18 protein-coding genes and 1 pseudogene are annotated in these 18,576 nt (G+C 60.2%); 9 read left to right on the forward strand and 10 right to left on the reverse strand.

Annotated features, from left to right (window positions below):
* Window position 1: 1 nt before the first annotated feature.
* The 3 genes from BLS26_RS31305 to BLS26_RS31315 all read left to right on the forward strand — a co-directional run bounded on the left by BLS26_RS31305 (window position 2) and on the right by BLS26_RS31315 (window position 3,684).
* Window positions 2-1,267, forward strand: coding sequence for a CaiB/BaiF CoA-transferase family protein (locus BLS26_RS31305; RefSeq protein ID WP_092516327.1), 1,266 nt, complete (start codon window positions 2-4; stop codon window positions 1,265-1,267).
* Between the two features lie 113 nt (window positions 1,268-1,380).
* Entirely contained in the window at window positions 1,381-1,929 is a 549-nt protein-coding gene (locus BLS26_RS31310; RefSeq protein ID WP_244541748.1) for a helix-turn-helix domain-containing protein, read from the forward strand.
* Window positions 1,930-2,424: 495 nt separating this feature from the next.
* Window positions 2,425-3,684 (forward strand): NnrS family protein, encoded by a 1,260-nt coding sequence (locus BLS26_RS31315; RefSeq protein WP_371360716.1) that lies wholly within the window; start codon window positions 2,425-2,427, stop codon window positions 3,682-3,684.
* A 2-nt stretch (window positions 3,685-3,686) separates the two neighbouring features.
* Here the strand turns inward: BLS26_RS31315 and BLS26_RS37335 are convergent, their stop codons facing one another.
* From BLS26_RS37335 to fixL, 7 genes are all read right to left on the reverse strand, one after another.
* Window positions 3,687-4,535 (reverse strand): copper chaperone PCu(A)C, encoded by an 849-nt coding sequence (locus tag BLS26_RS37335; protein ID WP_092516329.1) that lies wholly within the window; start codon window positions 4,533-4,535, stop codon window positions 3,687-3,689.
* A gap of 128 nt (window positions 4,536-4,663) precedes the next feature.
* Complete coding sequence (locus BLS26_RS31325) at window positions 4,664-5,071, reverse strand: hypothetical protein (protein ID WP_092516330.1); 408 nt, start codon at window positions 5,069-5,071, stop codon at window positions 4,664-4,666.
* Window positions 5,072-5,495: 424 nt separating this feature from the next.
* A complete protein-coding gene (locus BLS26_RS31335; protein ID WP_092516332.1) occupies window positions 5,496-5,753 on the reverse strand; it encodes a hypothetical protein in 258 nt (85 codons plus the stop codon).
* Window positions 5,754-5,827: 74 nt separating this feature from the next.
* Window positions 5,828-6,523 carry a helix-turn-helix domain-containing protein gene (locus BLS26_RS31340; protein WP_092516333.1) on the reverse strand — a complete coding sequence of 232 codons (696 nt, stop codon included), beginning with the start codon at window positions 6,521-6,523 and terminating at the stop codon, window positions 5,828-5,830.
* Window positions 6,524-6,644: 121 nt separating this feature from the next.
* On the reverse strand, window positions 6,645-7,079 hold the full coding sequence (locus BLS26_RS31345) for a response regulator transcription factor (protein WP_092516334.1): 435 nt from the start codon (window positions 7,077-7,079) through the stop codon (window positions 6,645-6,647).
* Window positions 7,080-7,122: 43 nt separating this feature from the next.
* Window positions 7,123-7,746: a response regulator FixJ gene (gene fixJ, locus BLS26_RS31350; RefSeq protein ID WP_092516335.1), complete on the reverse strand. Its 624-nt coding sequence runs from the start codon at window positions 7,744-7,746 to the stop codon at window positions 7,123-7,125.
* Window positions 7,730-9,271, reverse strand: coding sequence for a sensor protein FixL (gene fixL / locus BLS26_RS31355; RefSeq protein WP_092516336.1), 1,542 nt, complete (start codon window positions 9,269-9,271; stop codon window positions 7,730-7,732). Before fixL ends, fixJ begins: the two co-directional genes overlap by 17 nt.
* Window positions 9,272-9,618: 347 nt before the next feature.
* Here fixL and BLS26_RS31360 point away from each other — a divergent pair, with 347 nt between their 5' ends.
* Window positions 9,619-10,047 (forward strand): HPP family protein, encoded by a 429-nt coding sequence (locus tag BLS26_RS31360; protein WP_092516337.1) that lies wholly within the window; start codon window positions 9,619-9,621, stop codon window positions 10,045-10,047.
* A gap of 127 nt (window positions 10,048-10,174) precedes the next feature.
* Here BLS26_RS31360 and BLS26_RS31365 read toward each other — a convergent pair whose 3' ends face one another.
* The gene (locus tag BLS26_RS31365; RefSeq protein ID WP_092516338.1) at window positions 10,175-10,903 is read right to left on the reverse strand and encodes a CBS domain-containing protein; all 729 of its coding nucleotides are present in this window, start codon (window positions 10,901-10,903) and stop codon (window positions 10,175-10,177) included.
* Between the two features lie 247 nt (window positions 10,904-11,150).
* Here BLS26_RS31365 and BLS26_RS31370 point away from each other — a divergent pair, with 247 nt between their 5' ends.
* Window positions 11,151-11,537 (forward strand): hypothetical protein, encoded by a 387-nt coding sequence (locus BLS26_RS31370; RefSeq protein ID WP_092516339.1) that lies wholly within the window; start codon window positions 11,151-11,153, stop codon window positions 11,535-11,537.
* A 100-nt stretch (window positions 11,538-11,637) separates the two neighbouring features.
* On the opposite strand, the gene BLS26_RS31375 is transcribed toward BLS26_RS31370, so the two are convergent.
* Entirely contained in the window at window positions 11,638-11,955 is a 318-nt protein-coding gene (locus tag BLS26_RS31375) for a cytochrome c (protein ID WP_092516340.1), read from the reverse strand.
* A 197-nt stretch (window positions 11,956-12,152) separates the two neighbouring features.
* On the opposite strand from BLS26_RS31375, the pseudogene BLS26_RS31380 reads away from it, so the two are divergent.
* Together BLS26_RS31380 and BLS26_RS36085 are read left to right on the forward strand one after the other, a co-directional pair.
* A pseudogene (locus BLS26_RS31380) lies at window positions 12,153-12,873 on the forward strand (Crp/Fnr family transcriptional regulator).
* 87 nt (window positions 12,874-12,960) lie between these two features.
* Window positions 12,961-13,101 (forward strand): hypothetical protein, encoded by a 141-nt coding sequence (locus BLS26_RS36085; protein WP_157676637.1) that lies wholly within the window; start codon window positions 12,961-12,963, stop codon window positions 13,099-13,101.
* Window positions 13,102-13,258: 157 nt separating this feature from the next.
* Here the strand turns inward: BLS26_RS36085 and BLS26_RS31385 are convergent, their stop codons facing one another.
* Window positions 13,259-14,152, reverse strand: a complete 894-nt coding sequence (locus tag BLS26_RS31385; protein ID WP_092516341.1) for a hypothetical protein — start codon at window positions 14,150-14,152, stop codon at window positions 13,259-13,261.
* A 203-nt stretch (window positions 14,153-14,355) separates the two neighbouring features.
* Between BLS26_RS31385 and BLS26_RS31390 the strand changes: the two genes are divergently transcribed.
* Both BLS26_RS31390 and nosZ read left to right on the forward strand, forming a co-directional pair.
* A complete protein-coding gene (locus BLS26_RS31390; protein WP_244542047.1) occupies window positions 14,356-16,596 on the forward strand; it encodes a NosR/NirI family protein in 2,241 nt (746 codons plus the stop codon).
* A 17-nt stretch (window positions 16,597-16,613) separates the two neighbouring features.
* A complete protein-coding gene (gene nosZ / locus BLS26_RS31395) occupies window positions 16,614-18,569 on the forward strand; it encodes a TAT-dependent nitrous-oxide reductase (protein ID WP_092516342.1) in 1,956 nt (651 codons plus the stop codon).
* The last annotated feature ends 7 nt before the right edge of the window (window positions 18,570-18,576 follow it).

Here is an 18,576-nt window from a genome sequence, read left to right on the forward strand (position 1 = left end):
CATGAGCGGACCTCTCAACGGAATCCGTGTCGTAGATTTCTCCCGCGTGCTCGCCGGTCCACTGTGCGCGCGGACGTTGCAGGATCTCGGCGCCGAGGTCATCAAGATCGAACCGCCAAGCCCGGACGTATCGCGGTTTGCATTTCCATCCACCGACGGAATGTCTGGGTATTATGCGCAGCAGAACGCAGGTAAACGCAACGTCAGCATCAATCTGAACGCACCCGGCGCCTATGATCTGGCGCTAAAGCTCTGCGATAGCGCCGATATCGTGGTGGAAAATTTTCGTGCGGGAACGCTTGGCTTCTTCGGCCTTGACTATGCGACCCTGTCGAAACGAAATCCGCGGTTGGTCTACGCGTCTATCACCGGTTACGGCCAAGGTGGCCCCTGGCGCAGCCGGATGGCTTATGCTCCGACGGTGCAGGCCGAGGCCGGCTTTACCGAGAACAGCGTTCGGCACTATGGTGAGGCCTTGACAGAGCCGCGCACCGACAGTCTGTCGCATGCCGACGTCTATGCTGGATTGCAGGCGGTGATCGCCATCCTCGCAGCGCTCCACAGTCGGCAGGCGACCGGCCAGGGCCAGTATATTGACGTGGCGATGGCAGCGACCTTGCTTGCGGTCAATGAACGCGCGCATGTCGATCTGTCGGATGAGGACATCGGTGCAGAGCCTGCCGTGCTCGGCGCCACCGATTGCTCTTTCTTTACAGGTCCGCAAGGGGAGCATTTCACCGTCGCCACCAGCATTATCGGCAGCCGGACGTTTCCGTCCTGGCTGCGGGCGATGCGGCGCGTCGATTTGATGGACGATCCGCGGTTTTCGACCGCCACGGCCCGGCGGCTGAATTTCGGCGCGTTGCACCAGATCATCCAATCCTGGATGCTGACATTCCCGGACATGGCGACGCTCGACGCACAGTTCGACGAGGCCAAGATCGCGATGGGCGAAATCCGCTCGATCAAGGAGCTGACGAAGTCGGATTGGAGCGACTACTGGGGTGCGGTGCAGCTCGTTCCGGATCGCAGTGGCGGAGAATACAAGCTGCCGGGCCGCCCTTGGCGCTTTTCCAGCGATCAACTGACGCCGATCGGCACTCCGGCTTTCCAGGGCGAACACAACAGAGAGGTGTTTCGCGAGCTGGGTGTGAGCGAGGCGGAATTGCAGCGGCTCTCCGAGACCGGGGTGCTCGTTACGCACCGTCGTGCGCTTGAACCCGAAGCTGCGGTTAAACCACGGGAGCCTGCCGGGCAGGCGGCTTGACAGGCTGGTGTCCTCGGTGAGCGATTTCACGATCGAAAAGGGCAGGCGGAAAGTACGGATCCCCTGCTATAAGTGAACGGGAATCACCGAGGTAACAGACTGCGAGACACCACGTGAAGCGTTCTTTCAATAAGGAATGCTCCGTCGCCCGTGCCATGGAGGTCGTTGGCGACCGCTGGTCGATCCTGCTGCTGCGGGAAGCCTATTACGGCATCAGGCGGTTCGACGAGTTTCAGTACTATCTTGGCGTTGCGCCGAACATTCTCAGCGCGCGGTTGAAGAAGTTCGTTGATCTCGGCATGATGACGCGCGTGCCGTTGCCGCAGCATGGTGGGCGTTACGATTATGTCTTGACCAAAAAGGGCCGCGATTTTTTTCCGACTTATCTGGCTCTCAAGAAGTGGGGCGATGACTGGCTTGCCGAGCCGGCGGGGCCACAGGTCGTGTTCAGGGATCGCAGCAGTGGGCGGCAAATCGAATACCCCACCCCGCTGTCGGCGCGCGGCAAGCCCTTGGAGCTCGAAGACATCGAAATTGTTGCGGGCTCTGGCGCCGTGCCTTTCAACCGAAAGCGTTTTGGCGCTCAGCGCCCGCTCGCAAAGGTCAAGCCAGATCGGGCGGGTCGAGTTCCGCGCAAATCCGTATCCGACAAGGACAAATAAGGTAAGGTCCGCTCCCGTCCGCGGTACTCACTGAAGCGCGCTCACAGACGATTGCAGATTTGACCATCTTGGATGTTATTTGTTGGGGTTAGTTCAAACTTGCCCACGATGGATTGGACCGAGATCGATCCCAATTGTTTCAATAGGTTAGAAGGCGGCGTGTGCACGATGTGTGCACCGAGAGATCAAAGAAAATCTAGCGACGACCAAAGTAAGCGGCGTTCAAAACGCTCACTGGCGTCCGCGGCGGATGTCTGCCCGAACGGTTGATCTCGCTCGCAAGCCGGATGCGGCCGCCAAAGTATCGAAGTAACCCGAATCGTTCTGAAGCTGGATTGGCAACAGTCCGAAACTCATCCGCAGCCGCTCAAAGACTCGCATCGTCTATCTCGATTTTGCTGAACGGTTTTGCGAATACGCCGGGGCAGGGCCGTCGTCTTTGCGCTTGCGCAAATGGGATCACCGAAGAAGTCATACCATCCGGAGCGAGCAACCGTGGCGCTGTTTGCGGTTCGACAAAGAGCCGCGCGTTGCGTTGGCCGCGATTTAGCTGAGAACAGCCGAAGTAAGGTCCAAATCATGTCAGTATCGCGCTTGAGAGATTATCGCGGCCCCGCCTTATTTTCGTATGGCTTCCGGCCGTTCTTCTTTTTTGGGTCCGTCTATGCCGGCGCCATCATCCTGGTGTGGCTGCCGGTGTTTTACGGTCAACTGAAGCTCAGTACTGCGTTCGCGCCGCGGGACTGGCATGTCCATGAGATGCTGTTTGGATATATCGCGGCCGTCGTCGCCGGTTTTCTGCTGACGGCGGTGCCGAACTGGACAGGCAGGCTGCCGCTGCAGGGCAGGCCTTTGATCCTGCTGTTCTCGACCTGGGTAGCGGGCCGCATTGCGGTCAGCATTTCGGCCTGGATTGGCTGGGCTCCGGCCGCGGCGATCGATTCGGTGTTTCTCATTCTGCTGGCGGCTTCCGCCGCGCGCGAGATCATTGCGGGCAAGAAGTGGGGCAATCTCATGATCGTCGCCATCATCAGCCTGCTCGCCGCCGGCAATCTGGCGTTTCACCTGGAGGCGCACTTCTCAGGGTTGGCGGAATACACCACCCGTGGCGGCATCGCTGTGGTGATCAGCCTCATTGCGCTGATCGGTGGGCGGATAATCCCAAGCTTTACCCGCAACTGGCTGGCAAAACGAAGTCCAGGCCAAATGCCGGCGCCATTCGGCCGCTTCGATGCTGCGACCATCGGCTTGAGCGCGTTCGTGCTCTTGTTTTGGGTTGTGCGACCACTGGATCGGACCACTGGCGGATTGTTGCTGCTATGCGGCGGCATGCACCTTATCCGCCTCGTGCGCTGGAGCGGATACCGGACATTTTCCGATCGACTGGTGCTGATCCTGCACATCGCCTATGCGTTCATTCCGGTGGGCTTCATCCTCTCGGCGCTCAGCGCCTTCGATCTCGTGGCGCCCGGTGCCGGAATCCACGCATGGACGGGTGGGGCGATCGGCACCATGACGCTCGCTGTCATGAGCCGGGCCACGCTCGGTCATGCGGGGCAGCGGCTTGAGGCGTCGCCTGCGACGCAACTGATCTATGCTGCCGTGATTATTGCAGCCCTCGCGCGGGTCTGCGCCGTGCTGGAAACGGACCACGCCGGTGTTCTGTTGGTAGTTGCCGGCATCGCCTGGGCCGTGGCGTTTCTCGGATTTGCTGCGGCTTATTCGGCGGCGTTCTGGTTACCGCGGCGGCCCTGAGTCTATCTGATCAGGATCGGGGCCGCGATTTGGACCCCGTCGGTCGCCGATAGTTTGATGCCGAGATCAAGCGACCAGCGGCCCGATTGCGGCGCATCCATCCGCGCCACCCATTTGTCACCGCCGACATGCTCGGCGATGACAGTCACCGGTGCGATGCCCTTGTCCGGATTGGCGAGCGTCACCGATACGCCTTGGGCCGTGGTGAGCGGTTGCTCGTCACCGTCCTCGAGCTGGATTGCGATCTCGACCGGACCGGCGCGGCCCGGGGACACCGTGATATTGGCCATCGCCTTCGGGTCGCAGAAATGCGTGAAGAAGGCCTCGTCGGGATCATCGGCCGCCGCTGGTAGCGCGGGCCGCTGTAACTCCACCTTGGTCAGGGGATCCGGCGCGCGGGCGCCAATTCCCTGGACCGCAAACGGCACCGTGACCTTGCCGGCCGCCTCAAACGCCAGCGAAACCGGTACCTGCTCGCCTTCCCTGAACGGGGCGGCAAGTCCGATGAACATCAGGTGCCGGCCGCCGGGCTCGAACTTCACCGTCTTGCCGGCTTCGATGAACAAACCCCCTTCGATCGGGCGCATGGTCATGATGCCCTTGTCCTGGGCCATCTCGTGAATTTCGACTTTCCTGGCGGCGTCGCTTGCGCCCGACAACAGACGATCGGGCAGCAACCCTTTGTTCTCGATGGTGAGATAGCCGCCCGCAACTGACGCGCCACCCGGCGTGGCGCGGCTCCAAGCCTGGGTGATCACGAGATTGCCAACACTGACTTCGCCGGCGGCGGCGGGCGCAAGCAGCGCCCAGCAGGCAATTCCACTGGCAAGTCCGAATGCGACATTTCTCATGATGCTCTCTCCTGTGCGTCATTGGCGCAGCAGTAAAACTATCGCAGGATGGATCGTTGCTATCTCGCCTCAGGGCCGTTTCGCAATCAGCTTCGGCCGATTGCTTACGGGCCGAAGCCGACGAATTATCAGGATCTTTGACCCAACTCGTCGATTGCCGGCGAATTCGGACAGTACTCGTCATACCGTTGGGCGAGAGTGCCGGAGTCGAGATCGTGGTTGCACAGGGCCTTCTGCTGGCATGTCGCGCAGACGCGCACCATGTCACGTTGCAGGACAGGTTGCGTCCGCGAGAGCGTCGCTTCGTCGATGCCTAGGACTTTCAGGAGTCTCGGTAATTCATCGCTCGCATGCGGTCCACGGCGGACGACTGCATCGAGTTCGGCAGGGGTGATGCAAAGGTCCTGCGCGATGCGTGCGTAATCGCGGCTGTTCATATCGCGAAGCTCACGCATCTCCTGCCGATGCTTGAGCCAGTCGCCGAATAGATTGATGGCGCTTTCGACGATCGGATATGTCTTGGTCCGGCTTGTCATGGCCTGTTCCCTCGGATGGCTAAACTGGCCGAGTATGGACGTGTGAGCGCGTCGCGTCGTTGCGGTAGATCAAACGGCGTGCTCGTCTGAGCGTTCGCCTGCTTTCAGCGGGTCATCTCATTTCCTTACTGACGCCACACGCGCCAATGCGTCGGATGAATCAACACGGGCTGATCGGCCCAGACATTGAACCACATGGCCTGGCGCCTTCGGCAGGGAAATGCCCAGGGGCGCACGCCGCCCTTGTCGATCACTCCGAGCTGGAGGTCGCAATCTTCGGGCGCGATGGATATCGGGAGCCACTGGTGGGGCGAAGGATGGGTCTGCGACATGCCGACCCATATGTAAAAGCCGCAACAGACGCGTGTTGATCTCTGTCAATGTTCGCACAATAGCGCTGTTAGCCGGGCTCATGGCGCGCGCGTCACGAGGCGCGGCTCCAGGTGTGTTTGCAGGGGGCGGACGATTGGTTTGAAGGGTGTTCGAACTGATGATGGCCGGTCAGGTGCATCACCTCGACGCAGTCGGCGTTCAAGCGTTCATTGTCGACCTGCCGCTCGGCAAACACCAACGCCTGCGATGGGCCATCCGATTCGACATCGACCTCGCGCTGCAGGCACTTGAACCTATGGCCGTCCGAATTCAGCAGATCCTTGTAGAAGGAAACGCGATAGCTGTTCATTTTGAACTCCCATCTTTCTGCAATGCCATCGCACTGCTGTTGTCGCACCGCCCTTGGCTGGCTGGTTGCCTGCCTCAAGCGTCCATGTCTGCAAGCCGCTGGCGGTTGCGCAGCACGATCTGGCGGGCGCTCGAAAACACCAGCACACCCTGGTCGTTGAGTTGCGAAAGCGCCCGCGACACGGTTTCCAGGGTAAGGCCGAGATAATCTCCGATATCGCGGCGACACATCGGCAGCGCCAACATGCCGGCTTTGGCGAGCCGACGGTCCATTTCCAGCAGGAACGTGGCGACTTTTTCCATCGCGGTTTTGCAGCCGAGCAGCAACATATGATCTTCGGCATGCCGCAGATCACCTGCGGTCATGGTCCAGAGATTGTGGGCGACCCTGACATTCGATCCGGCGGCCGCCTCGAGGCTGCGCCGTTTCACCAGGCGGACGGTGGTATCGGTGATGGCTTCGGCAGTCAGGCGATGGACGGAACCGGGATCGAGGCCGAAGACGTCGCCAGCCAAATGGAACGCGCCGATCTGGCGTCGCCCATCGTTCAATAGTTTGTAGGTACGAACCGCACCACGGATTACTTGATAGACGTACTCTGCGGGCTCGCCCTCGCCGTAGATTTCCTCGTCCTTCCCAAAGGAAAATTCGGTCGCGATCACGCCCGAACAGCTCGCGATGACGCTGAACTGGTCGCCCGACGGCGGAAGCAGGGTGCGCGGAGCGTTGAGAATCTTGGCTGCCGGGGCGGTGATTGTCTGGGTATGCATGTCGCCATCTCCTCGATGCGGGATGGCTTGGTCTACCGAGGATATGTCTTTCTGAATATTTCGGTCGATATCCTAGGGGAAGCGCCCTAAGGGGTTTTACGGAGGCGATCTGCCAGATGAGTCACGCAGAGCCTGCACAGCCCGGATTGATGGCATTTCGAACGCATTCGACCAGGCTGTCCTCGAGATTGGGCTTGAGCAGGACCTGACGCACCCCGGCGGAACTTGCTTTCGTCGTTATGTTTTCGTCCGGATAACCCGTAATCAGAACGATCGGCGTGTTGACGTCGAGATCCCGCAGCCTGTGGGCCAACTCCAGCCCGTCGATCCCCGCCATCTTGTAGTCGACCACGAGGCAATCTGCGCCGTGCCGGGTCGACGACCCCAGCAACGCCGAACCGGTGCTGAATGTGCGGACGTCAAAACCCTCCGTCTCCAGAAGAAATCGCAACGACGTCAGCACGTCGTAGTCATCGTCGACGACGTAAATCAGGGATTTCCTGGGCGGTGAGCCGAGCCCGGTATGGTCGGATGGTTTGTGGCGGGCATCTATCATGGCCTCAGGATAGCCAGTTTTCACCCGCCCAAATTGACTTGGCTCAATCCTCGATGATCCCGGCCCGGACCGCAAATCTGACCAATTCCGAAAGGTTACTCGCCTGCATCTTGGTCATGACGTTGGCCCGATAGACCTCCACCGTGCGGGGACTGATGTCGTATTCCTTGGCGATCACCTTGTTCGATTGACCGGCCACCAGACCCTGCATCACTTGACGTTCCCGCTGAGTGAGCGAGGCGACCCTTGCGGCCATGTCGGCCGTGAGCGCTTCGCCTTTCGAGCCGCTTTCGTTCCGCGAGAGGGCGGTCTCGATCATGCCGATCAGCCGGTCATCCTCGAACGGCTTTTCGAGAAAGTCGAGCGCGCCAAGCTTCATGGCCTCAACGGCCAGGGGAACGTCGCCGTGGCCGGTCATGATGATGACTGGAAGCTTTCGGGCGCCGAAGGCGGGATTCAGCTGACGCAGCAATTCCATGCCGTCGATGCCCGGCATCCGGATATCCGTCACCACGCAGCCGGCCTCCAGCCTCGGAAGTTCGTTCAGAAAAACCTGCGCCGAATCGAACAGGCGCACGCTGAAACCGGCCGAGCCGAGCAGGAAATCCAGCGAGTCGCGCATCGCCGGATCATCATCGATGACATAGACCTTACCGCCCTGCGACATCGTTCACTTCCTTGGCAGATCCAGTGGGCAGGGTGAATCGAAAGGTCGCGCCACCTGCGCCATTTGTCTCCGCCCACATCCGGCCGCCATGGGTTTCGATGATGGTCCGGCTGATCGAAAGGCCGACGCCCATGCCGGTTTCCTTGGTCGTAAAGAACGGTTGAAACAGGTTGACATGGGTATCACCGCCGAATCCGTGTCCGGTATCCGACACGGCAATTTCAACCATATCATCGGCGGCCTTGGAGTTGGAGGCGATCAGCTCGCGGTGCGTCGAACCGGCCATCGCTTCCAGCGCGTTGCGGAAAAGATTGACCAGAACCTGCTGAATCTGGACCCTGTCGGCGAGCACCTGGTCGCATGTCGGGTCGAGCTTGAAGCGCAGGAGTACTCCTTGTTCGCGAGCCCCGGTGAGCCCAAGCGCACCGGCCTCCTCGATCAGCTTCGACAGACTCTCTACGCGTTTCTCCGATGCCTCGCGCGCGACGAAGTTGCGCAATCGACGGATGATGTCGCCCGCGCGGATCGCCTGCTCCGCGGCACGGTCGAGCGCGGCCTCGATCTTCGGCGCGTTGACGTCGGTGCTGCCCGCCAGCAGGCGGCGTGATCCCTTCATGTAATTGCTGATGGCCGAAAGCGGCTGATTGAGTTCGTGGGCAAGTGCGGACGCCATCTCGCCCATCGCGCTGAGGCGCGATACGTGAACGAGTTCGGATTGCAGTTCCTGCAGCCTCGCCTGTGTCTGTTGCTGCTCGGTGAGGTCGCGCACGAAACCCGTAAAGTGAGGCTCTCCGCCCGAGTGCATCTCACCGATGGTGAGGTGCATTGGAAAGGTGGTGCCGTCCTTGCGCATCCCGGTCACGATGCGGCCGATGCCGATGATGTGCCGTTCGCCTGTCTTCAGGTAGCGGGCGAGGTAACCGTCATGGCGGCTACGATCCGGCTCCGGCATCAGCGTGCTGATATTGTTCCCGATTGCTTCGGGTTCGGTGTAGCCAAATTGCCGTTCGGCAGCGCTACTGAAAAACTGCATGACGCCATGCTTGTCAATCACGATCATCGCATCGGGGACCGTGTCCAAAATAGAACGAAAGTGCCTCTCACGTGTCCTTAGGTCATCCTCGAGGCGCTTCTCATGATCGATGTCGATCATGATGCCGCTCAGCCGCGCCGGTCGGCCATCGGCGCCGCTGACGATAGCGCCGAGCGCACGCACCCAGTGACCAGCATCCGAGTGCCGGTGTATGCGGTACTGCACGTCGAAATTGCACCCGGTATCGATCGACTGCTGCACCGCCTTCGCGGTGCGATCGCGATCCTGTGGATCCAGCAGGGAAAGAAACAGGTCGTAGTCGACGGGTTTTTCCGGTGCGACGCCGAACAGCTTCCGTGTGGTATTGGACCAGGTCAATTCAAGGGTCGAAAATTCAAGATCCCAGGTGCCAACGCCGGATCCTTCGATGCCGCTGCGCACGTTTTGATCGAACGGATCTTGACTGCGAAACCGTCGGTCGACGTCGATCATGTTCAGCCTTTTCGGCACTCCGTGCGCGCCGGATATCGCATCCCGACAACCGATGTGGACGCGCCGCGTAGCGAGATTATCAGTAGCGCGTACCTCATTGAAATGAAAGACAATGTCAGCGTGTTTCGCACCCCGCCTCGTCCCGAAAAAGTCCCGATCGCTGCCATCGGAGAAAGCGCGCCGGCTTGATCTAGGTCAGGTTCGATCCGGAATCGCCGCCTAGGATGCAGCTTTATGGGCAGGGCGCCGATATGGCGTTTCGAAGCGGCGTCACCCGTCATCTTGCGATCGAGCCCCGCCGTTGTGCCTTTCTGTCCCTAGGGAATTCATGTTGACAAGGAAGCGCCGTGCATAAGTTCCTCGAGGCGACCGCCGGACAGTATATGACGCGTGCGGTGAAGACCGTGGCGCGCGATACGACGATGCGCGAACTCAAGAACATGTTCGACGACGGCGATTTCAACGCTTTTCCGGTTCGCGAAAGCGGCGAGGTCGTCGGCTTGGTGACCAAATTCGACTTTCTGAAGTGTTTCGCTTTCCATCCCGGTCGCATGGTTCCGGCCTATGATGATCTGCTGTCACGGACGGTCGCCGACGTGATGACGCCGGAATTCATCTATGTCGATCCCGCGACCAAGCTGACACGGGTATTGCAGCTGATGGTGGACCATCGGATGAAGAGCATTCCCGTGCTGGATGCCGAACAACGGCTAGCGGGGATCATCGCCCGCGAAGACGTCATGCGGGCACTGGCGGCGAGCACCGCGCACAGCTAGTGGCTGGCGGATGAGGCAGGATGACTTTTCTTCGAAACGTCATCCTGCTTGTGCATTTTTCGTCTGGGCATGATCTCCGCGCAAGCGCTTCGCGTTTGTCGCGAGGGGAAAACCGGTCCGTAATGCCCTAACTGGCCTTTGCCAAATCGGCGTCTTCCGGGGATTCCAGATACATCCCGGACATGGTGTCGACCCAGCACAGATGATCGTGAACCTTCTTCACGCCGGCGACGTTCTCCGCGCCGACGACCGCTGCCTGCCGTGAACGCTCCTCGGTGATGACGCCGCTGAGGTGGACGATCCCGTCGCGCACCATGACATTGAGGCCAAACGGACACCAGTCTTTCCTTTCCAGAGCATCGATGATGCGGTTGCGAATGTGATCATCGTCGGCGGTCGGGTCGGGAATTTCGCGGGCGAGGCCTGCGACCGCCTGCAGCAGATTGGCACGCGACACGATCCCGACGAGCTTTTCGCCGCGCATCACCGGCAGGCGCTTGACGGCGTTGTTTTCCATCGACATCACGATTTCCTCGAGTGGCGTGTCCTCGGTGATGGTGCGCGGATCTCTGGTCATGACCTCGGATATTTTGCGGCCATTTTCGTGAACGAAATTGGTCGCCGTTTCGCCGGCGCCGAGCAAGAATTTGAGCCACCGGCCGCGTTTGCGCTGCGTGCCGATTTCGCTGCGGCGAAGGAAATCGCCTTCCGAGACGATGCCGACGAGCTTGCCGGTTGCATCGACCACCGGAAGTCCGCTGACATGCCACCGCAGCATGACATTCGCGGCTTCGAGAATGGTGGCATCCGGGGTCACAGAAATGACGGAACGGGTCATGATCTGATGGGCGCGCATGTGAGGATCTCCTGTTTCATTCCCCGGGAATGACGGCGTGCTGCGGGCTGGCGCAGCGCGACTGGATATAGGCCATACTAGCGGCGCAGGAATCGAGACCCATTGATTAGGATCAAACGTTCGCTGTACGAACTGCGGATACAAGCACGCCATGTGGCTATGTCGGGTTTGATGTGCATCAACTTCGACTGAGCAGCTGTCGGTTACTTTCCTGAGCGCACCTGGGGCGCTGCAGAGAGAGAAAATCATGACCGTTCACAATCACGTCGTCGTCTGGATCGATCATCGCCTCGCCAAGGTCTTTTATCTGGGGCTGGATGCCGTTGATGAGCAGACGATTCTTGCCGATCTTCCGACCGCCCATCTGCATCACAAGGCCAATACCATCGGCTCCGGCAAGGTCCACGACGATCTGACCTTCTTTCCGCGGATCGATCAGGCCCTGCAAAATAGCGAAAATGTCCTGATTGTCGGACCCGGAAACGAGAAAACGCTACTGCTGAAGCATCTCAAGGAAGGCCTGCGGTCGCAGAAGGCGCGAGTCCTCCACGCCGAGGCCTGCGATCACCCGACTGACCGCGAGATCATCGCGTTGGGGCGCCGACACTTCCGTCTCGGCGAGCCAGTGCGCTAAGGCTGTTGATGCGCAGGTCGCGCCGCCGGCGGCCGTCGCTGCGTTCAGCCGGATTGCGAAGAACATGATCGCGTGGATAATAGAGGCGCTGTAGGCGAAGCTATTCGAGAGTCTTCAGATACGTTAGCAGGTCGTGAATCTGATCGGGATCGAGCTGGAACGTCGGCATGGTCGGATGGCCGGTCTGGATACCTTCGGCAAGCGACTCAGCCAGGGTTTCTATCGGATAGCGCTTGTGCAGTATCCGGAACGGCGGCGCGATCTTGAGCGAGCTTTGGCTCACCCGATCGACGGCATGACATCGCGCGCAATTATTCAGCGCGAAGGTCCGGCCACGCTGCTCGTCAGGTGAAGCCGCCACGGCCGGCGTCAACGTGATGAGTATCAGTGCCAGGGGCGCCAGAATTCGTCCGATCATTGCGGCATCAACTCCAGGAGAATGCGGATTTCCAGATATAAATCGCACAATGAAGGTCAAATCGCCCTCGCACTTGATCTGGATCAATCGGTTGGTCGTGGGTCCCTTAAAATGCAACTGGTCTCGGCGAGCCCTTGAGCAGCGGTTTGCCGCGACCGGGGATGACTGGCCGATCATCGGTCGAACGGGCAGAGGCAATGATACGGACCACCGCTCCAAATCCAAGTCGTGGCAATTTCGGCCGCTGCTCGGCCTGCGCCGTCCGATCGCTCAGTATTTGCAGCGCGCTCGACCAGGCTGACCTTGTGGAGTTTGAGCGGATCGCCCGTCACGTTCATTTGACTCCCAATGAGGCACTTTTCACCGCGGACCAGGCCGCTGCTTCGGTCCATAATTTGACTGCGGGTGTTGCGCGCCTGTACAAGCTGTGGCCCGACAGGCGGCGGCAGGTGATCGGCTTTGCGTTGCCGGGAGATTTTCTCGGCCTCATGCCGTCGGATCGCTACAGCTTCTCGGCGGATGCGATCGAAGCTGTTTCGGTGTGCCGCTTCCCTGCGGACGCCTTTACGCACTTCATTGGGCAAAGGCCGCATTTCCTGCTCCGGATCAACGAATTTGCGGCGCGTGAACTGATGCTGGCGCAGGAGCAAATGCTTTTGCTCGGCCGGCGCACGGCCGAAGAGAAAGTCGCGGCCTTTCTCATCGGCTGGCGGGCGCGCTTGGCCCATATCGGTGACGAGCGGCAAACCATTCCGCTGCCGATGAGCCGGCAGGATATCGCGGATTATCTGGGGCTGACGATTGAAACGGTGAGCCGGACAATGACCCGGTTTCGAGCGCGATAAGATGCTCATCATTGTCACCGGCGGTGTGCGGCTGTTGGACGCGACCCGGGCCGAAGCCATGGCAGCGGCGTGAAGGATTGTGCGCCTTGGCGTTTGTTGAATTGATTCAGGTCAAAGCCTGACGGACGCGGGGCAGGCATCACTTCACAGGAGGTTAGTTATGCCAGTCGATTCGATGCTCGTTGCCGTAAGCGTAGTCGTGATGTTCGTCGCCTTTGGCGCGGTGTTGATGTGGGGCGATCTGCAGACGCGTCCGAAGCAATTGGCTCAACAGTCCAACGCCCGGCGCAGGGCTTCCTGATCCCCGAAATTGCGGGCGATAGGCCCGTTCTGGAAAAGCTCGTTCCGTGAGCGTCAGTGGAGCGACAGGAATTAGCCGAACATCGCCCGCTATGAGCAAAATTGCTCAGCCATCGGATGCGGCGCGAGCTATAAGTTCCACCAGTTGGGCCTGCGGATCACTGCAATCCCGATGTGGAGGCGAGATGGCGCAGCCCCGCGAGCCGCACGATGGATTGCGCGGCAAGTTTCTGCGCGAATTCCATGCTGCTCTGGTCCGCCGCGCGGTCGGCATCGTTGAGATAGATGTTGGACAATTGTTCTGCGCGGCGCAGCGCGCGGCGCTTGACCTGTTCGATCTCCTCAAATTTCGTGCCGGTGTCGTTTCCGTCGGTCGGCGTCAGGAAAGGCGGGGGCAGGGGAACTGGATCGAGGGTCAACAGCTGTTCGCGCCGGACCGGGTCCAGCCGTTGCGACCAGGCCATCATGTCCCTGAGCAGAAGACTCTCCAGCAGCGCCGCCGAGCCAGCTTCGTCGATCCCCTCGTCGTTCTTCGCTGCATCGTTGCCATCGATCTTTCGTTCGGTGCGCCAGGCAAGCCGCCGCTCGCGGCGCAACAGATTGCCGTCGGATAATGCTTCATGCGCGAGTTGCTCGGCGGTCCGGCGCACCAAAGGATCTTCGGCAAGCGCGATGACATAAGTCCAGAATACGAAGGCGCGCTGGCGGTGGCGGGCCGCAAGCGCCCATGCGGCGTAAGGCGTCGACAGGCTGGAATTCCTGATGTCGGCGATTTCCGCGGCGGGAACGAGATCGATCGGCGCCCAGCGCAGATCGGACGCATTGGGACGTTTGCCGCAGGCGGCGGAAAGGATGTCGCAGCGATTGCGCTCGCGTGTTGCGAGGACCTCGAATACGGGACGCACCGGCAGCAGGCGCTCATCCGTCTGCTTGGCGAGCGCGCCGTATTGCTGTGCGGCCTTTTGCGCTTGGTCAAACGCAATTGCATAAAGCTCGTTTAGGCTTCGCACCGGAACTGGCGGCACTGCGGTCAGAAGTGGTTCTTTGCGCATGTCCGGTTCTCTCACGCGATAAGTTTGAACCAATCAGGATGCTGGCAGTTTGATCTAGCGCAACTGACGATCCTCTTCGGTGATCTACCAATGCCCGAGCTTGTGATCCAGAACAACGGCGTTCTGCTGAAATCTGGAAGAAGCATTTGCGAAAACCCGTCAACATCTATGTCCTTTGGGGATTTCTCGCCGTTCTCGGCTGGATCGCCACGCTTGGAGAGGTCTGCGCGGCAGGCCGGCTGAGCGATTACCTCGGCAAGGCCGAGCCGTCCGAAATGGTTGCGGGCGCCAATCGTTTTGGACCGCCGCAGGGCGATCCCGCGCTTGTGACGGCCTACAAGGACGATCAACTTCTCGGCTTCGTTTACCTGAACTCCGATTTTGCCAACGCCACGGGCTACTCCGGAAAGCCGATCCAGATCCTGGTCGGTATCGATCCCAAGGGTGTGCTGACTGGCCTCAAGCTCGTCGAGCACAAGGAGCCCATCGTTCTCTTGGGCATTCCGGAAAAACGCATTCTGGAAGCCGTCAACAAGCTGATCGGTGCCGACATGGATCGCGTCGCGCGCGGCGCAGCACCCGCCCCACAGGTCGATATCGTCAGTGGCGCGACGGTCACGGTCCTGGTGATAGGCGACAGCATCGTTCGTTCGGCGACGAAGCTCATCAAGAGCGGCCGGCTCGGCAGTCAGGGAAATTTAGCCGCCGGCGCAGCGCAGCAGGCGTCGAAGGCGATCGATGCCGGGAAGAGCGAAGTCCGCGACTGGCAGAGCCTTGTTGGTGACGGCTCGGTTCGGCGCTTGATCCTTTCCATTGATGACGTGAACAAGGCCTTCGAGAAATCGCGCGACACCGCAGCGGCGGCGCACCCGGAAGAGGGCGATCCGGGCGACACCTTCATTGACCTCTATGTCGCTGACGTCGCGGTGCCGACTATCGGCCGCAGCCTGCTCGGCGATGACGGATTCGACCGCCTCGCAGGCCGGCTCAAGCCCGGCCAGCAGGCGCTCGTCGTCGCGGGATCGGGGCGTTACTCCTTCAAGGGGGCTGCCTACGTCCGCGGCGGGATATTCGACCGCATCGAATTGATCCAGGACACTAACAGCATCCGCTTCCGCGACCGCGACCACACGCGGCTGGGAAGCCTTGGCGCCGAAGGTGCGCCGGACTTTCCCGAAATTGCGCTGTTCGTGCTGCCAGCGGAATTCACGTTCGATCCGACCGAACCGTGGGTGTTGCAATTGCTGGTCCAGCGCGTCGTCGGCACCAAAGAAAAAGCCTGGCTCACCTTCGATCTCGGCTACACGCTACCCGATGGCTACATGAAGAGTACGCCAGCACCGCCGGTGCGGCAGCAAGTAGCCGCGTCTTCGGCGATGCCGTCGGCAGCGCCAGCGGCCGCATCGCGCGACACCGCGGCACCGTTCGCCGTTGAAGACGAACCGCTGTGGATGAAGATCTGGCGCGGTAACGTCGTCAAGATCAGCACGACGATCGCAGCACTTGGCGCGCTCACTCTGATTTTCTTTTTCCAGAATACGCTGGTCCGGCGTCCCAAGGTCTATGTGTGGGTCCGCCGAGGCTATCTGCTTTTCATTTTGGTCTGGCTCGGCTGGTATGCGAACGCCCAGCTCTCGGTGGTCAACGTCCTGACTTTCGCCAACTCGCTGCTGACCGGCTTCAGTTGGGAATACTTCCTGTCAGCTCCGCTGATTTTCCTGCTTTGGGCCTCGATTGCCGCCGGACTTCTGTTCTGGGGGCGCGGGCCATTCTGCGGTTGGCTCTGTCCGTTCGGGGCGCTGCAGGAATTGCTCAACAACATCGCCCAGGCGGTGAAGATCCCGCAATACAGGCTGCCATGGGGCCTGCACGAGCGGCTGTGGCCGATCAAATACATCATCTTTCTCGGCCTGTTCGGCATGTCGCTGTACTCGACCGCCTTTGCAGAACAATTGGCCGAGGTGGAGCCCTTCAAGACCGCGATTGTCCTGAAGTTCGCGCGCGAATGGCCATACGTCATTTACGCCTTGACCATGCTTTCCGCCGGACTGTTCGTCGAGCGATTCTTCTGCCGCTACATGTGCCCGCTTGGCGCCGCGCTCGCTATTCCCGGCCGGATCCGGATGTTTGAATGGCTGCGCCGCTGGCCCGAATGCGGCACGCCCTGCCAGCGCTGCGCCAAGGAATGCCCGGTGCAGGCGATTCACCCCGAGGGGCACATCAACGTCAATGAGTGCATCTACTGCATGCATTGCCAGGAACTGTATTTCGACGACCACCGCTGCCCGCACATGATTCAGGTGCGGCTGAAGCGCGAGAAGCGCGATGCGCTGTCGTCGCCCTCGATGCGCAGCGGCGGCAAGGGTCCGAACACCATCATCACCGCCGGCGGCAAGCCCATCAAGCTGCCGACCGTCGATGCCATCACCCCACCTGTAACTTGAAAGCCCAGGAGGCTACTATGAACGACAACGAAAACGGAAAAGGCGTAAGCCGCCGCACCTTGCTTGGAACAACCGCGGCAGCCGCAGGCGTGGGTATTGCGAGCGGGGTTGCGCTCGGCACCGATGGCCTGGGCTTCATCACGGCTGCCGATGCGCAGACCAAGACCGCGGCGCCGAAGGCGCCTGCGGCGCGGCCCGCGGTCCTGAAGAATGAAGTGGCCCCGGGCGAACTCGACGAATATTACACCTTCTTCTCCAGCGGTCAGTCCGGCGAAATGCGTATCGTCGGCCTTCCGTCGATGCGCGAATTGATGCGCGTGCCCGTGTTCAACCGCTGCAGCGCCACCGGCTGGGGCTTGACCAACGAAAGCCTGAAGGTGCTGACCGAGGGGCTGTTGCCGGAAACCCGCGAATTCCTCAAGACCCGTGGGGGCTCCTACACGAACGGAGACCTGCATCACCCGCATCTGTCCTTCACCGATGGCACCTATGACGGCCGCTACGCGTTCATGAACGACAAGGCCAATACCCGCGTCGCGCGGGTGCGCCTTGACGTCATGAAATGCGACAAGATTATTCAGCTTCCGAACCAGCACTCGGTGCACGGCTTGCGCGTGCAGAAATATCCACGCACTGGCTACGTGTTCGCAAACGGCGAGGATGGCGTGCCTTTGCCGAACGATGGCAAGGTCCTCGATGATCCCAAGCAGTATCACGCGATCTTCAGCGCAATTGACGGCGATACCATGAAAGTCGCCTGGCAGGTGATGGTCGATGGCAACCTCGACAACGTCGATGCCGACTATCAGGGCAAATACGCCTTCGCCACCTGTTACAATTCGGAAGGAGGCGTCACGCTAGCCGAGATGACCGCCAGCGAGCAGGATTGGGCCGTCATTTTCAATCTCAAGCGGATTGAAGAGGCGGTGAAGAAGGGCGACTTCAAGGAAATGAACGGCGTGCCCGTGATCGATGGACGTCACGGATCGCGATATACCCGCTATGTCCCGATTTCCAACAATCCGCACGGCATCAACACCGCGCCCGACGGCATTCACGTCGTCGTGGCCGGAAAACTCTCGCCGACAGTGACGGTGATGGACGTCCGGCTGTTCGATCAATTGTTCGACGACAAGATCAAGCCACGTGACGTCGTGGTTGCGGAGCCCGAACTTGGTCTTGGACCCCTGCATACGGCCTATGATGGCAAGGGGAATGCGTTTACGACGCTCTTCCTCGACAGCCAGATCTGTAAGTGGAATATCGATCTCGCCAAGCGCGCCTTCAAGGGCGAGAAAGTCGATCCGATCATCCAGAAGCTCGATGTGCATTATCAGCCGGGTCACAATCACTCTTCGATGGGACAGACCAAGGAAGCGGACGGAAAGTGGCTGATCTCGCTGAACAAGTTCTCCAAGGACCGGTTTCTCAACGTCGGTCCGCTGAAGCCCGAGAACGACCAGCTGATCGATATCTCCGGCGACAAGATGGTTCTTATTCATGACGGCCCGAGCTTTGCCGAGCCGCATGACGCTACCATCGTTCACCGTTCCAAGATCAACCCGATTTCGATCTGGGATCGTGCCGATCCGATGTTTGCGGATGCGGTCAAGCAGGCCAAGGCCGATGGAATCGATCTCGAAGCCGATTCCAAGGTTATCAGGGACGGCAACAAGGTGCGCGTCTACATGACCTCGACTGCGCCGGCGTTCGGTCTGGAGCAGTTCCAGGTCAAGCAGGGTGACCATGTCACCGTCTACATCACCAATATCGACGCGGTAGAGGACCTGACCCACGGCTTCGCGATTACAAATTACGGCATCAATATGGAAGTCGCGCCAATGGCGACGGCCTCGGTGTCGTTCTCGGCGGATCGAGCCGGCGTCTACTGGTATTATTGTTCGTGGTTCTGCCACGCGATGCACATGGAGATGAAGGGCCGTATGTTGGTCGAGCCCAAGCCGACGGCTTGAGACGGGA

The organism is Afipia sp. GAS231 (genome assembly GCF_900103365.1).
GTDB lineage: Bacteria > Pseudomonadota > Alphaproteobacteria > Rhizobiales > Xanthobacteraceae > Bradyrhizobium.